Source organism: Pseudomonas sp. LFS074 (assembly GCF_047978165.1).
GTDB lineage: Bacteria > Pseudomonadota > Gammaproteobacteria > Pseudomonadales > Pseudomonadaceae > Aquipseudomonas > Aquipseudomonas putida_P.
The window spans coordinates 2507138-2521644 of record NZ_JBFPFV010000001.1 but is presented as its reverse complement, the minus strand read 5'-3'; the positions used below and the strand labels follow the sequence as shown (position 1 = coordinate 2521644).

The window sequence follows — 14507 nt, the reverse complement described above, 5'->3', positions numbered from 1 at the left end:
TAAATAAGATTAATTCTAATTTACATCACACCACAGAACCAAGCGGTTTGTTACCGGTCAGGCAATTGCCGCATCCACCAGCACTTGTGCTTCCTGCACCAGGCGCTGCAGGTGCGCCTCGTCGATGAAGCTTTCGGCGTAGATCTTGTAGATGTCTTCGGTACCCGACGGGCGCGCGGCGAACCAGCCATTGGCGGTCATCACCTTCAGCCCGCCAATGGCCTGACCATTGCCTGGCGCGTGGCTGAGGATCTGCACGATCGGCTCACCGGCCAGCTCGGTCGATTTCACCTGCTCCGGCGCCAGCTTGCTCAGCAGCGCCTTCTGCCGGGCGTCAGCCTTGGCCTCGACACGGGTGGCGAACGGCTTGCCCAGTGCTTCGGTCAGGTCGGCGTAGGCCTGGCTTGGGTTGCGCCCGGTGCGGGCGGTCATTTCGGCGGCGAGCAAGGCCGGGATCAACCCGTCCTTGTCGGTGGCCCACACCGAGCCATCGCGGCGCAGGAACGAAGCCCCTGCACTTTCTTCACCACCAAAACCGAGCGAACCGTCGAACAGGCCCTGGGCGAAGTACTTGAAGCCCACCGGCACTTCATACAGCTCGCGACCCAGGCGCTCGGTTACACGGTCGATCAGGCCGCTGGAGACCACGGTCTTGCCCACGGCGGCGTCGCTGCGCCATTGCGGGCGGTGGCGATACAGGTAGTCGATGGCCACGGCCAGGTAGTTGTTCGGTTGCAGCAGGCCATCGGCGGTGACGATGCCGTGGCGGTCGTGGTCCGGGTCGCAGGCGAATGCTACGTCGAAGCGCTCACGAAGGCCGATCAGGCCCTGCATGGCGTATGGCGACGAAGGGTCCATGCGGATCTGGCCGTCCCAGTCGACGGTCATGAAACGGAAGGTCGGGTCGACCTCGGTGTTCACCACTTCCAGGTCCAGCTGATAGTGCTCGGCAATGGCCGACCAGTAGCGCACCCCTGCCCCACCCAGCGGGTCGACGCCCAGGCGCAGCTTGGCACCACGGATAACGTCGAAGTCGATGACGTTTTCCAGGTCGGCTACATAGTTGCTCACGTAGTCGTGGCGCTGGGTGGTCGGGGCCTGCAGCGCCTGGCCATGGTCCATGCGCTTGACGCCCGCCAGGTTCGCCGCCAGCAGTTCGTTGGCCTTGGCCTCGACCCACTTGGTCACATCACTGTCGGCCGGGCCGCCATTGGGCGGGTTGTATTTGAAGCCACCGCTTTGCGGCGGGTTGTGCGACGGGGTGATGACGATGCCGTCGGCCAGCCCCTGCTGGCGGCCACGGTTGTAGCAAAGGATGGCGTGGGACACGGCCGGCGTGGGCGTGTACTCGTCATCCTTCGATAGCATCACCTGCACGCCGTTGGCTGCGAGCACTTCCAGGGCGCTGGCGGTGGCCGGTGCCGACAGGGCGTGGGTGTCGGCGCCGATGAACAGCGGGCCGTCGATGCCCTTTTCCTGGCGGTACAGGCAGATGGCCTGGGTGATGGCCAGGACGTGGTATTCGTTGAAACTCAATTCAAGCGAAGTGCCCCGGTGCCCCGAGGTGCCGAAGGCCACGCGCTGGGCCGCCACGGCGGCGTCGGGGCGGCCGGTGTAGTAGGCGGTGAGCAGTCGGGGAATATCGACCAGCACGCTGGCCGGAGCCGGCTTGCCTGCCAAAGGACTGAGCGTCATGCAAAAACCTCGAGTTCAACAGATGTTGGTGTTGGAGCGTGCAGTGTACTGAGAGTTGCAAGGGTGTGCGATGGGCGGCAGCAAAGAACAGGCGGTTCAGCCTGTGCTGCAGCTTTGTGCTGGTGTCTTGGTCTAGAGTACAAGCCATACCCTTGTAAAAGAGGCCCCATGGCTTTCCACCGCCTGACCCGCACACACCCTCGCCTGAGCCTCGCCGCAGCAGTTGGCCTTGTTGGCGCCTGGTTGATCCCAGCTGGCGATACCGTGCAGCACATCCTCGCCGGCTGGAACCTAGGCGTATGGCTGTACCTGCTGCTGGTGCTGTACCTGAGCTGGAACGCAGGCCCCGATAAAGTCCGCAAGGTCGCCCGTGTCGAAGACGAAAACGCGGGCATAGTCCTGCTGACCGTGTGCATCGCCGCCATCGCCAGCCTTGCCGCGGTCACCCTGCAACTGGTTTCCAGCCGCGGCCTGCAAGGCACACCGCTGGCCCTGCACTACCTTTACACCGGCCTGACCGTAGCCGGTTCCTGGCTGCTGATCGGCTGCATCTTCAGCCTGCACTACGCGCGGCTGTTCTACACCGGGCAAAACCACGAACCGCCTCTGCGCTTCGCTGATGGCGAACGCAACCCGGATTACTGGGACTTTCATTACTTCTCGTTCACCATCAGCGTCGCGGTGCAAACGTCTGACGTGGGCGTCGCAGGGCGAGGATTACGCCGGGTGGTGCTGGCGCATTCATTGGTGGGGTTCGTGTTCAATACGGCCATTTTGGGGTTCACCATCAATATCGCCGCCGGGCTGCTGGGTTGAACCGCTCGTCTGAAACCTGGATGCTGAACGGTGGCGAAATCAATGCAACTCAACGGGAAAACCGGCCGCCACACTGCCAGGAAAACGTTTGCCACGCAGTCACCGAACAATCCTAACCCACGACAAGGATGTGATCGCTGTCATGCATTAGCGCATTTGTCGTATTTGCAGCCGAGAATCGCCCGTGACAGGTGCTATGTTTACCTTCCCGGCGGCTGCATCGAAGTGGCCACCCGCTCACCACGTCCAGGCATGGACAAGGAGGCTGGCATGAACAAGATGACGTTCCCCAACGCCTGCCAGGTGATGCGCTGGCATTTCCACCCGCTGGGCTTCGAGGCCAGCATGGATGCGCCACGCAGCTTGGTCGCGCGGTTGTTTGACCGCGCCAGCGGTGAAACCCTGCTGGCAATTGCCGGCATCCCTTGTGCAGCGATCATGGCCGCCGCCGATGTAGAACGCATCATCGAGGCCGTCGAGGCGGAGATGGATGCCTTCATACCCGCGGTTACCTTGCGCGCTGCGGTCTAGCTCGCAGCGTTACTTTCCTCGCCCATCGCCCGCAACTTGCCCATGAACTGCTCGGCCGGCACCGGCTGGCCCAGCAGGTAACCCTGCAGCGAATCGCAACCCAAGCGGGTCAGGAAGTCCTGCTGCATGTCGGTCTCCACCCCCTCGGCAACGATACGCAGGCCCAACGCCTGGCCCAGTGCGACAATGGCCGAAACGATCGCGGCATCGTCACTGTCCTGCTCCAGGTCGCGCACGAAGCCGCGGTCGATCTTCAGCTCGTTGGCTGGCAGGCGCTTGAGGTACATCAGGCTGGAATAGCCGGTGCCAAAGTCATCGATGGACAGGTCCACACCCATGTCGGACAGGCGCTGCAACACGGTCAGGCTGGCGTCGGCGTCGTGCATGGCGGTGGTTTCGGTGATTTCCAGGGTCAGGCAGTTGGCGGGCAGGCCATTCTGCTCCAGGGCGCGTGCCACGCTCTCTACCAGCCCGGCGTGGCAGAACTGGATGGCCGACAGGTTCACCGCCATGCGCCAGCCGTTGTGGCCCTGGTCCAGCCACTGGCGCATCTGCCGGCAGGCCTCTATCAACACCCACTCACCAATAGGAATGATCAGGCCGGTCTTTTCCGCCAGGCCGATGAAACGGTCGGGCAGCAGCAGGCCATGCTGCGGGTGCTCCCAGCGCAACAACGCCTCGGCGCCGATCGGCTGGCAGGCTTGGGCGTCGAACTTGGGCTGGTAATGCAGGCGGAACTGGCGCTGTTCCAGTGCCTGGCGCAAGTCCTGCAGCAACTGCAGTTGCTGGCGGGCGTTGCTGTTCATCGACACATCGAAGAAGCTGTAGCCGTTCTTGCCGGCGCTCTTGGCGTGGTACATGGCCGCGTCGGCATTGCGCAGCAACTCATGCTGGTCCTGGCCGTTGCCTGGGTACAGGACGATGCCCAGGCTGGCCGACAGTTGCAGGTCGTGCTCGGCCACGCGAAATGGCCGTGACACCAGGTTGACCTGCTTGACCGCCACGTCCATGGCATCATTCGGCTCCTGCAGTTCCACCAACAGCACGAACTCGTCACCCCCAATTCGCGCCAGGGTGTCCTGGCTGTGCAGGTGGCCACGCAGGCGCGCCGCCACGGCCTTGAGCAGCAGGTCGCCGATGTGATGGCCAAAGGCATCGTTGACCGGTTTGAAGCCGTCCAGGTCGATGAACATCAGGGCAAAACAACCGCCCTGCTCCGCTACCTTGGCGATGGCCTGCTCGATACGGTCGGCCAGCAAGGTACGGTTGGGCAGATCGGTGAGGGTGTCGTGCAGGGCCAGTTGGGTGAGCTCTTGGTTGGCCAAGGTCAGCGAACGGGCCAGCTCGGCCGTACGCGCTTCGAGGCGTGCGTCCAACACCGAGGTCAACAAAGCCACAGCCAGTACCGCCAGGGTGGTGATCAGTACCAGGTAGACCAGGCCCTCACCCTGCAGCCCGCCGCCCAGCGCACCACAGAAGCTGCCCTCGGGGAAATTCGCCGCCGCCATGCCGGTGTAATGCATGCCGACGATGGCAAAGCCCATGACCACCGCCGCCAGGCCTCGAATCTGCCGCACATAGGGGGTGTGCCTGCGCAGGCGGAAGGCGATCCACAACGCCGCCGCCGAGGCGCCCACGGCAATCAGCAACGAGGCGCCGAACAACGTCGGGTCGTAATCGATACCCGGCAGCATGCGCAGCGCGGCCATACCGGTGTAATGCATGCAGGCGATGCCAGCGCCCATGATCAACGCGCCAAGCCCCAGTTGCAGCGCCGGCAGGCTCGGCTGGCTGACCAACCACAAGGCAAAGCCCGAGGACAGCACGGCAATCAACAGCGAGAACGCGGTCAGGGCAAGGTCGTAACCCAGGTCGATGGGCAAGCTGAAGGCTAGCATCCCAATGAAGTGCATCGACCACACGCCGATGCCCATGGCCAGCGCACCGCCGCCCATCCACAGGTAGGCAGCTCGGCCCTTGGCCGTGGCGATACGGCCGGTCAGATCGAGGGCGGTATAGGACGCCAGGATCGCCACGCACAGCGAAATCAACACCAGCGAAGAGGAGTAGCTACCGGTCAACATTGGGGAATTCCAGCGACGGGACAGGGTGCCCGGCAAAAGCTGACGATTGTACTCAAGCTTAAGCGAAACGCACGGGGTTTTTGCGAATGGGAATGGATCCAATACCTGGATGATACAACTATGCGCTGTACCTTGTGGAAGCGGCCTTGTGTCGCGAAAGGGCTGCGAAGCAGCCCCAGCAATATTAATGGTTACGCGAATAATCTGGGGCCGCTTTGCGGCCCTTTCGCGACACAAGGCCGCGCCCACAAACGCGTGCGATTGCTTCAGTCCTGCTCGGCAAAGGCTTGCTCGGCATCCCAGCCGCCCCCCAGCGCAGCCACCAGTTGCACGCTGGCCACCAGGCGCCCTTGCAGCAGGTTCAACACACTGCGCTCGTTGCTCAGCGCCGTGGTCTGCACGTTGACCACATCCAGGTAGCCGATCAGCCCGGCGCGGTACTGGTTCTCGGTCAGGCGCAGCGACTCGCGGGCGGCATCCAGCGCTTCCTGGCGCACCACGGCTTCATCGCCATACACCTTCAACTGCACCAGCAGGTTTTCCACTTCCTTGAAGCCGTCCAGCACCGTCTGGCGATACTGCGCAACGGTCTGGTCATACACTGCCACCGTGCGGTCGACCTCGGCGCTGCGTTTGCCAGCGTCGAACAGAGTCAGCGCCAACTGCGGGCCTACCGACCAATAGCGGTTGGGCAGCTCGATCCAGTTGCTGAAGCTGCTGCTGGAATAACCGCCACTCATGCTCAGGCTGAGGTCCGGGAAGTACGCTGCCCGCGACACGCCAATGTTGGCGTTGGCCGCCATCACATTACGTTCGGCCGCCGCGATATCCGGGCGCCGCTCCAGCAGTTGCGAAGGCAGCGAAACCGGTATTTGCGGCAGTGCCGGAATCGCCTTGCTGTCGGCCAGGGCAAAGTCGGCGGGGGCCTTGCCCAGCAGCACGGCAATGGCGTTCTCGAACTGCGCGCGCTGCCAGATCAGGTCGATCAGGTCGGCCTGGGTGCTTTTGAGCTGGGTGCGGGCCTGGGCCACGGCATCAGGGCCAGCGACACCGGCACGGTACTGGTTCTCGTTCATGCGCAGCGAGCGCTCGTAGGCCGCCACGGTGGCTTCCAGCAAGCGTTTCTGCTCGTCTATAACGCGCAATTGCAGGTAATTCTGCACCAGCTCCGATTGCTGGCTCAGGCGGATCGAAGCGAGGTCGGCGAAGCTGGCTTCGGCACTGGCCTCGTTGGCATTCATGGTTTCCCGCAGCTTGCCCCACAGGTCGATTTCCCAGCTCACGCCCAACTGCGCGTTGTAGGTGTTGCGAATGCCACTGCTGTTGTTGGAAAGGCTCGAACTGGAGCTGCCGGTACCCTGCGCCGAGCGGTTTTTGCTGGCGCTCAGGTCCAGGCTGGGGAACAGCGCCGCACGGCTGCTGCGCACCAGCGCCTGGGCCTGACGGTACTGGGCCTCTGATTGCGCCACGGTCTGGTTGCTGCGGTTAAGCTCCTCGACCAGCGCATTGAGCCCGGCATCGCCGTAGATTTCCCACCAGGCGCCGCGGGCGATGGCATCGGACGGCGAGGCCTGGGTCCAGCCTTCGGCGTGCTTGAACTGCGCCGCCGAGCTGTTCAGCTCGGGGCGGTGGTAGTCCGGGCTCAGTGTGCAGGCACTGAGCAAGGCCACGCACAGCCCGGCGCCGAGCAGGCGCGAGCCACGCCCACGGGTCAGCGCTTGCAGGGCGCGGTGAAGTGGGGTCTGGGCAAAAGTCATAGCGGGGTTTCCAGGGCGGCGTCGGTGCGCACGCCGCGCCAACGGTTGAAACGGTGGCGCAGGCGGTCCAGGTACAGGTAGACAACCGGCGTTGTATAAAGAGTGAGAATCTGGCTGAACACCAGGCCGCCGATGATGGTCAGGCCCAGCGGCTGGCGCATTTCTGCGCCTTCGGCGTGGCTCAACAGCAACGGCAAGGCGCCGAGGATGGCTGCCAGGGTGGTCATCAGGATCGGCCGCAGGCGCAGCAGGCAGGCCCGGCGGATCGACTCTTCCGGCGACAGGCCCTGGTGGCGCTCCAGTTGCAAAGCCAGGTCGATCATCAGAATGGCGTTTTTCTTCACCCCGCCAATCAGCAGGAATAGCCCCAGCAGCGAGATCAGGCTGAACTCGCCGCCGGTGACGTACAACGCCAGCAAGGCACCGACGCCGGCCGAAGGCAGTGTCGAGAGAATGGTCAGCGGGTGGATGTAGCTTTCATAAAGAATGCCCAGCACCAGGTACACCAGCAGCAGTGCGCCAAGGATCATGAAGGGCTGGCCCTGTTGGGTCTTGGCAAAGGCATCGGCAGTGCCGCCGAGCTTGGCAATCACCTCCTCGGGTAAGCCCAGCTTGGCCACCGCGCGCTCCAGCGCCGCCATGGCCTGGTCGGGGCTGTAGCCTTCGGCGACGTCGAAGGCGATATCCTCCGAGGCGAACTGGCCTTCGTGGCTGACCCGGTCGTTGGCCAGGCTGTTTTCGTAGCGGGCGATGGTCGACAACGGCACGCGAGCCCCGTCGGCGGTAATCACCTGCACTTGTTCGAGAGTGCTTGGGTCCCAGGCGTATTTCGGGTTGATCTCCAGCACCACCTGGTACTGGTTGAGGCTGTCGTAGATAGTGGAGATCTGCCGCTGGCTGTAAGCGTTGTTCAGTACCGTGGTGACCATGTCCATGTCGATGCCCAGGCGCTTGGCCTGGTCACGGTCGACCACCAGCGTCACCTGTTGGGTACCGGCACCATCGCGGGCGTCGATGGCGGTCAATTCCGGTAGCGCACGCAGCGCCGCGACCACCTTGGGGAACCACTGGCGCAATGCCGCCAGGTCACCGCTTTGCAGGGTATACAGGTACTGCGACGAGGTCTGGTCACGCCCCCCGCCCCCCAGTTGCAAGTCCTGGTCGGCCATCAGGAACAGACGCCCGCCGGGCACTTTGGGCATTTCCTTGCGCAGGCGCTCGATCACCTTCTGCGCATCGATCTTGCGCTCGCTGATCGGTTTCAGGCGCACCAGCACCATGGCGTTGTTGGTGCCGCTGTTGCCACCGATGAAACCGGCAACGCTCTGCACGGCCGGGTCGGCAAGCAAGGCGCGACGGTAGATTTCCATCTTCGGCTGCATCACGCTGAACGACAGACCATCGTCGCCGCGGATAAAGCCCATCAGTTGGCCGGTGTCCTGCTGCGGCATCAGCGTCTTGGGCACCACCACGTACAGGGCGATGTTGATGCCGATGGTGGCCAGCAGGCTGAGCAGGGTCAGGCGCCTGTGGCGAATGGCCCAGCCCAGGCTGCGGTCATAGGCATTGACCATGCGTTGATGCAGCTTGTCGCTCCACCGCTGCAGGCGGGTCTGTTCAGCCTGGTGCGGCTTGAGCCAGCGAGCGCAAAGCATCGGTGTGAGGGTCAACGACACCACCAGCGAGACGATGATCGCCGCCGCCAGGGTAATGGAAAACTCCTGGAACAGGTTGCGCACAATGCCCCCCATGAACAGGATGGAGACAAACACCGCCACCAGCGACACGTTCATCGACAGCAAGGTGAAGCCCACTTCCTTGGCGCCCAGGAAGGCCGCCTTCATCGGCGGCTGGCCGTCCTCGATGTGCCTGGAAATGTTCTCCAGCACCACGATGGCGTCGTCCACAACCAGCCCGGTGGCGAGGATCAGCGCCATCAGCGACAGGTTATTGAGCGAGAAGCCGCACAGGTACATGACCGCGAACGTGCCCACCAGCGATACCGGCACCGCCAGGCTGGGGATCAGCGAGGCGCGCAGGCTGCCGAGGAACAGGTAGACCACCAGGATCACCAGCACCACGGCGATCAGCAAAGTGTGCTCGGCCTCTTTCAGCGTGGCCTTGATCACAGGCGAGCGATCCATGGCCACGTTCAGTTGCACGCTGGCGGGCAGCAACGACTGCAAGGCCGGCAACTGCGCCTTGATCTGGTCGACCGTTTCGATGATGTTGGCGCCGGTCTGACGGTTGACCACCAACAGCACCGCTGCCTGGTCATTGAAGAAGCCACTGTTGTAGCGGTTCTCGACGCCGTCGGTGATGGTCGCCACGTCGGACAGCCGCAGGATGGTGCCGTTCTGCTGGCGGATCACCACCGGCTCATAGTCCTTGGCGCTTTCCAGCTGGTCGTTGGCACGCACCTGCCAGTTGCGTTCGGCGTCCTCGACAAAGCCCATGGGCCGGCGCTGGTTGGCGTTGGACACCGCCGTGCGCACCTCGTCCAGCGACAGGTTGTACTGGTTGAGCAATTGCGGCTCGACGGCAATGCGCACGGCCGGCAACGAACTGCCACCGATCTGCACCTCCCCTACCCCCGACACCTGGGCCAGGCTCTGCGACAGGATGGTGTCGGCCAGGTCGTACAGCTGGCCCTTCTGCAGCACATCCGAGGTCAGCGACAGCACCATGATCGGCGCTTGTGACGGGTTGATCTTCTTGTAGGTGGGCATGCTGCGCATGCCGCTGGGCAGCAGGTTGCGGGTGGCGTTGATCGCTGCCTGCACCTCACGTGCCGCGCCGTCGATGTCGCGGCCCATCTCGAAGCCGATCACCACCCGGGTGGAGCCTTGGTTGGAGCTGCTGGTGAGTGTGGTGACGCCAGCGATACTCCCCAGCTTGCGCTCCAGCGGCGTGGCCACGGTGGAGGCCATGACCTCGGGGCTGGCGCCGGACAGGTTGGCCGACACCACGATTACCGGGAAGTCCATTTGCGGCAGCGGCGCCACCGGCAGCAAGCCAAAGCTGACCCCACCCAGCAGCATGATCGCCAGGCTCAACAGCATGGTCGCCACCGGGCGACGGATGAACGGACCGGACAGGTTCATGCCTCGGCCTGCTTCACGTCAGTGGCCGGGCGCCAGCGGCGGGCCAGGCGGTCGAAGTACAGGTAGATGACCGGGGTGGTGAACAGCGTCAGCACCTGGCTGACCAGCAGCCCGCCGACCATCACCAGGCCCAGCGGCTGGCGCAGCTCGGCGCCCGAACCGGTGGCGAGCATCAGCGGCACCGCACCGAACAGCGCGGCCAGGGTGGTCATCAGGATCGGCCGGAAGCGCAGCAGCGCCGCCTGGTAGATGGCATCGCGCGGGCTCATGCCCTGGTGGCGCTCAGCCTCCAGGGCGAAGTCGATCATCATGATCGCGTTCTTCTTGACGATGCCGATCAGCAGGATGATGCCGATGATGGCAATCATGCCCAGGTCGTTGCCGCTGATGAGCAAGGCCAGCAAGGCCCCCACCGCTGCCGATGGCAAGGTCGAGAGGATGGTCACCGGGTGGATGTAGCTCTCGTACAGCACGCCCAGCACGATGTACATGGTCACCACCGCTGCCAAAATCAGCAGCAAGGTACTCGACAGCGATGCCTGGAAGGCCTCGGCCGCGCCCTGGAAGCGGGTTTGCACGCCCAGCGGCATGCCGATGTCCTTCTGCACCTGCTCGATCACCTGCACCGCCTCGCCCAGCGATGCACCGTGGCCCAGGTTGAACGACAGAGTCACTGCCGGGAACTGGCCGATGTGGGAAATGGCCAACTGCGCCTGACGCTGCTCGATGCGCGCCAGCGCCGACAGGCGCACCTGGCCGCCATCGGTGGCCTTGACGTGGATTGACTCCAGCGCCTGCGGGCCAATCACGGCGGCATCCTGCGACTGCAGCACCACGCGGTACTGGCTGGCCTGGGTGTAGATGGTGGAGATCTGCCGCTGGCCGAAGGCGTCGTACAGGGCGTTGGTGATTTGTGACACGGTAATGCCCAGGCGGCTGGCCATGTCACGGTCGATCACCAGGTACACCTGCAGGCCCTTGTCCTGCAGATCGCTGGCCACGTCGGCCAATTCCGGGCGCTGCTGCAGCGCCTGCACCAGCTTGCCGCTCCACTGCGCCAGCAGGTCGGCGTCCGGCGACGACAGACTGAACTGGTACTGGGTACGGCTGACCCGGTCCTCGATGCTCAGGTCCTGTACCGGCTGCATGAACAGACGGATGCCCACCAGCCGGTCGACTTGCGGCTGCAGGCGGCTGATCACTTGGCTGGCGGTGACATCGCGCTCGCCGTGGGGCTTGAGGTTGATCAGCAGGCGGCCGCTGTTGAGCGTGGCGTTGTCGCCGTCGACACCGATGTAGGACGACAGGCTTTGCACCGCAGGGTCTTGCAGGATCACCTTGCTCAGCGCCTGCTGGCGCTCGCTCATGGCGGCGAACGAGGTGGACTGCGGCGCTTCGGAGATACCCTGGATCACCCCGGTGTCCTGCACCGGGAAGAAGCCTTTGGGCACCACCATGTACAAGAATACCGTCAGCGCCAGGCTGGCCACTGCCACCAGCAGGGTCAGCGGTTGGTGCTTCAGCACCCACTGCAGGGCACTGCCGTAGTGCTTGATCAGCCAGTCGATCCAGGCACCGCTGGCGCGGTAGAAACGGCTTTGTTCCTCTTCCTTGGGCTCACGCTTGAGCAGGCGCGCGCACATCATCGGCGTCAGGGTCAGCGACACCACCAGGGAAATCAGGATGGCCACCGCCAGGGTGATGGCGAACTCGCGGAACAAGCGGCCGACCACGTCAGCCATGAACAGCAGCGGGATCAGTACGGCGATCAGCGAGAAGGTCAGCGAAATCAGGGTGAAGCCGATCTGCCGGGCGCCCTTGAGCGCCGCCTGCATGGGGGTCTCGCCCTCTTCGATGTGCCGGGAGATGTTCTCCAGCATGACGATGGCATCATCGACCACGAAGCCTGTGGCAATGGTCAGGGCCATCAGCGTCAGGTTGTTGACCGAGAAACCGGCCAGGTACATCACCCCGAAGGTGCCAATCAGCGACAGTGGCACGGCAATCGATGGAATGAGGGTGGCGCTGAAGCGGCGCAGGAAGACGAAGGTGACCATCACCACCAGCACGATGGCGATCAGCAGTTCGTGTTGCACGTCCTTGACCGCGGCGCGGATGGTCTGGGTGCGGTCGGTCAGCACCGAGACATCGAGGCCAGCCGGCAGGTTGTCGGTGATCGACGGCAGCAGGTCCTTGATGCGGTCGACCACTTCGATCACGTTGGCGCCCGGCTGACGCTGGATGTTCAGCAGCACCGCGTGGTTTTCGTTGGCCCAGGCGGCCAGGCGTTCGTTTTCGGCGCCGTCGACGATTTCGGCTACGTCTTTCAGGCGCAGCGGAGCGCCATTGTTGTAGGCCAGAATCAGGTTGGCGTATTCCTCGGGGGAACGCAGTTGGTCGTTGGCATCGAGCATCGACACCCGTGTCGGGCCGTCGAAGTTGCCTTTGGGCTGGTTGACGTTGGAAGCGCCGATCAGGGTACGCACGTCGTCCAGGTTCAGGCCGTTGGCCGCCAGAGCGTCGACGTTGACCTTGATCCGCACCGCCTGGCGCTGGCCGCCGGCAATACTGACCATGCCCACGCCGCTGATCTGCGCGAGCTTTTGCGCCACGCGGGTATCGACCAGGTCGTTGAGCTTGGGCAGCGGCATGGTCTTGCTGGAGATGGCCAAGGTCAGCACCGGGGTGTCGGCCGGGTTGACCTTGTTGTACACCGGCGGTGCCGGCAAGTCGCTGGGCAGCAGGTTGCTGGCGGCGTTGATCGCGGCCTGCACCTGTTGCTCGGCAACGTCCATGTTCATGTCGAGGTTGAAGCGCAGGGTCAGCACCGACGCGCCACCGGAGCTGGTCGAGGCCATCTGCTCCAGGCCCGGCATCTGGCCGAACTGGCGCTCCAGTGGCGCGGTGACGGCGCTGGTCATGACCTGCGGGCTGGCGCCAGGGTACAGGGTCATCACGCGGATGGTCGGGTAGTCCACCTGCGGCAATGCGGACACCGGCAGCAGCTTGTAGGCGATCAGGCCGGCCAGGACAATGGCCAGCATGCTCAGCGTGGTGGCGACCGGCCGCAGGATGAACAGACGCGAGAGGTTCATGCGCCCGCCTTGCCTGCTGCGTTACCGGGCTGTGCTTCACCTGTGTGCGCCGAGCCCTTGGCTTCCTGGCCTTGCAGGTGCTGGCCGGGCGTGGTCGGCACTTGCGAGCTGTCTTCTACCACTTCCACCTTGGTGCCTTCGCGCAGGCGGTCGGTGCCTTCAAGCACCAGGCGGTCGCCCGCCTTGAGGCCTTCGAGAATGACGCTGTTCTCGCCGTCGCTGGCGCCAACCTTGAGCTTGCGCACGTTCACGGTGCTTTCGGCGTTGACCACATAGGCAAAGGTGCCGTCGTTGCCAAACTGGATGGCCGCAGCCGGGGCCATGACCACCTGCTTGAGTGTGTCGGCCAGCAGGCGCACGTTGACGAACTGGTTGGGGAACAGGGCCAGGTCCTTGTTCTCGAAGCGGCCCTTGAACTTCAGGGTGCCGGTGGTGGTGTCGATCTGGTTGTCGATGCTGCCCAGCACACCAGTGGACTGCAGCTTGCTGTCACTGCGGTCCCAGGCCTCGACCGGCAGGCTCGCGCCACTGCGGTAGCGCTCCAGCACGGTGCTCAGCTCGGTTTCCGGCAGGGTGAAGGCGACGCTGATCGGCTCGGTCTGGGTGATCACCACCAGTGCGGTGGCGTCGTTGGCCGCCACCAGGTTGCCCAGGTCGAGTTGGCGCAGGCCTACACGGCCGTTGATTGGCGAACGAATTTGAGTGAAGTCGAGGTTCAGGCGAGCATCGTTGACCTGTGCCTGATTGGTCTTGACCAGCCCCTGGAACTGCGCCACTTGTGCTTCGGCGGTGTCGAGGGTTTGCTTGGCGATACTGTCTTCGGCGTACAGGCCTTTATAGCGGGCCAGGTCGACCTGGGCGTTCTTCAACTGTGCCTGGTTCTGCGCCAGGGTGCCTTCGGCCTGCTGCAGGGCGATGCGGTACGAGCGCGGGTCGATTTCGGCGAGCAGGTCGCCGGCCTTGACCTGCTGGCCTTCCTTGAAGTGGATTTTCACCAGTTCGCCTGCCACCCGGCTGCGGACGTTCACTGTGTTGGTTGCAGTGACGGTGCCCAGGGCCTTGTAGTACAGCGGAAAATCACCCACCCGTACCGGTTCGACGCGCACCGGCACCGGGTCGCTGGAGCCGCCGAAGCCTGGCCGCCCCCCCATCATGCCCATGCCCTTGCCGCCGCGCCCGCCGCCGCTGGCTTCTTTGTGCGCGGGCGTTGCTGCAGGCCAAAGCCACCAGGCCAGTGCAGCCACCAGCAGCAGGATCAGCAGGCCGACGAGCCAGCGACGAGGGGAACGGGAATTGGACGCTTGCATGGGTTGAACGAACCTTGTTCGGAATGACGACTTCGGGAGGGTGAACGATAAGCACTGCCATCGTTTTAGCAAAGGGCCTTTACCAGAGGTTTACCTTTGCCTGACGTTGCCAAGACGC

The 14507-nt window shown here is 63.9% G+C and carries 8 protein-coding genes; 2 read left to right on the top strand and 6 right to left on the bottom strand.

Annotated elements, in window-relative coordinates:
* Positions 1–57: 57 nt before the first annotated feature.
* Positions 58–1695 (bottom strand): phosphoglucomutase (alpha-D-glucose-1,6-bisphosphate-dependent), encoded by a 1638-nt coding sequence (pgm, locus tag ACNQP3_RS11635; protein WP_012271983.1) that lies wholly within the window; start codon positions 1693–1695, stop codon positions 58–60.
* 168 nt (positions 1696–1863) lie between these two features.
* On the opposite strand from pgm, the gene ACNQP3_RS11630 reads away from it, so the two are divergent.
* Positions 1864–2511: a DUF1345 domain-containing protein gene (locus ACNQP3_RS11630; protein WP_012271982.1), complete on the top strand. Its 648-nt coding sequence runs from the start codon at positions 1864–1866 to the stop codon at positions 2509–2511.
* Positions 2512–2781: 270 nt separating this feature from the next.
* Positions 2782–3042 carry a DUF1652 domain-containing protein gene (locus ACNQP3_RS11625; RefSeq protein WP_264317052.1) on the top strand — a complete coding sequence of 87 codons (261 nt, stop codon included), beginning with the start codon at positions 2782–2784 and terminating at the stop codon, positions 3040–3042.
* Here the strand turns inward: ACNQP3_RS11625 and ACNQP3_RS11620 are convergent.
* From ACNQP3_RS11620 to ACNQP3_RS11600, 5 genes are all read right to left on the bottom strand, one after another.
* A complete protein-coding gene (locus tag ACNQP3_RS11620; protein WP_264317051.1) occupies positions 3039–5126 on the bottom strand; it encodes a putative bifunctional diguanylate cyclase/phosphodiesterase in 2088 nt (695 codons plus the stop codon). The genes ACNQP3_RS11625 and ACNQP3_RS11620 overlap by 4 nt on opposite strands.
* 266 nt (positions 5127–5392) lie before the next feature.
* Positions 5393–6883 (bottom strand): efflux transporter outer membrane subunit, encoded by a 1491-nt coding sequence (locus tag ACNQP3_RS11615; RefSeq protein WP_012271979.1) that lies wholly within the window; start codon positions 6881–6883, stop codon positions 5393–5395.
* Complete coding sequence (locus tag ACNQP3_RS11610) at positions 6880–9987, bottom strand: efflux RND transporter permease subunit (RefSeq protein ID WP_264317050.1); 3108 nt, start codon at positions 9985–9987, stop codon at positions 6880–6882. The genes ACNQP3_RS11615 and ACNQP3_RS11610 overlap by 4 nt, the downstream gene beginning before the upstream one ends.
* The gene (locus tag ACNQP3_RS11605) at positions 9984–13082 is read right to left on the bottom strand and encodes an MdtB/MuxB family multidrug efflux RND transporter permease subunit (RefSeq protein ID WP_060514214.1); all 3099 of its coding nucleotides are present in this window, start codon (positions 13080–13082) and stop codon (positions 9984–9986) included. The genes ACNQP3_RS11610 and ACNQP3_RS11605 overlap by 4 nt, the downstream gene beginning before the upstream one ends.
* A complete protein-coding gene (locus tag ACNQP3_RS11600; protein WP_012271976.1) occupies positions 13079–14389 on the bottom strand; it encodes an MdtA/MuxA family multidrug efflux RND transporter periplasmic adaptor subunit in 1311 nt (436 codons plus the stop codon). The genes ACNQP3_RS11605 and ACNQP3_RS11600 overlap by 4 nt, the downstream gene beginning before the upstream one ends.
* Positions 14390–14507 lie beyond the last annotated feature (118 nt).

What these genes read in the sequence shown, in the direction of transcription:
- ACNQP3_RS11615 (WP_012271979.1), bottom strand. Translation starts at nt 6,883, where the DNA reads ATGACTTTTGCCCAGACCCCACTTCACCGCGCCCTGCAAGCGCTGACC.
- ACNQP3_RS11625 (WP_264317052.1), top strand. Translation starts at nt 2,782, where the DNA reads ATGAACAAGATGACGTTCCCCAACGCCTGCCAGGTGATGCGCTGGCAT.
- ACNQP3_RS11620 (WP_264317051.1), bottom strand. Translation starts at nt 5,126, where the DNA reads ATGTTGACCGGTAGCTACTCCTCTTCGCTGGTGTTGATTTCGCTGTGC.
- ACNQP3_RS11605 (WP_060514214.1), bottom strand. Translation starts at nt 13,082, where the DNA reads ATGAACCTCTCGCGTCTGTTCATCCTGCGGCCGGTCGCCACCACGCTG.
- pgm (WP_012271983.1), bottom strand. Translation starts at nt 1,695, where the DNA reads ATGACGCTCAGTCCTTTGGCAGGCAAGCCGGCTCCGGCCAGCGTGCTG.
- ACNQP3_RS11610 (WP_264317050.1), bottom strand. Translation starts at nt 9,987, where the DNA reads ATGAACCTGTCCGGTCCGTTCATCCGTCGCCCGGTGGCGACCATGCTG.
- ACNQP3_RS11600 (WP_012271976.1), bottom strand. Translation starts at nt 14,389, where the DNA reads ATGCAAGCGTCCAATTCCCGTTCCCCTCGTCGCTGGCTCGTCGGCCTG.
- ACNQP3_RS11630 (WP_012271982.1), top strand. Translation starts at nt 1,864, where the DNA reads ATGGCTTTCCACCGCCTGACCCGCACACACCCTCGCCTGAGCCTCGCC.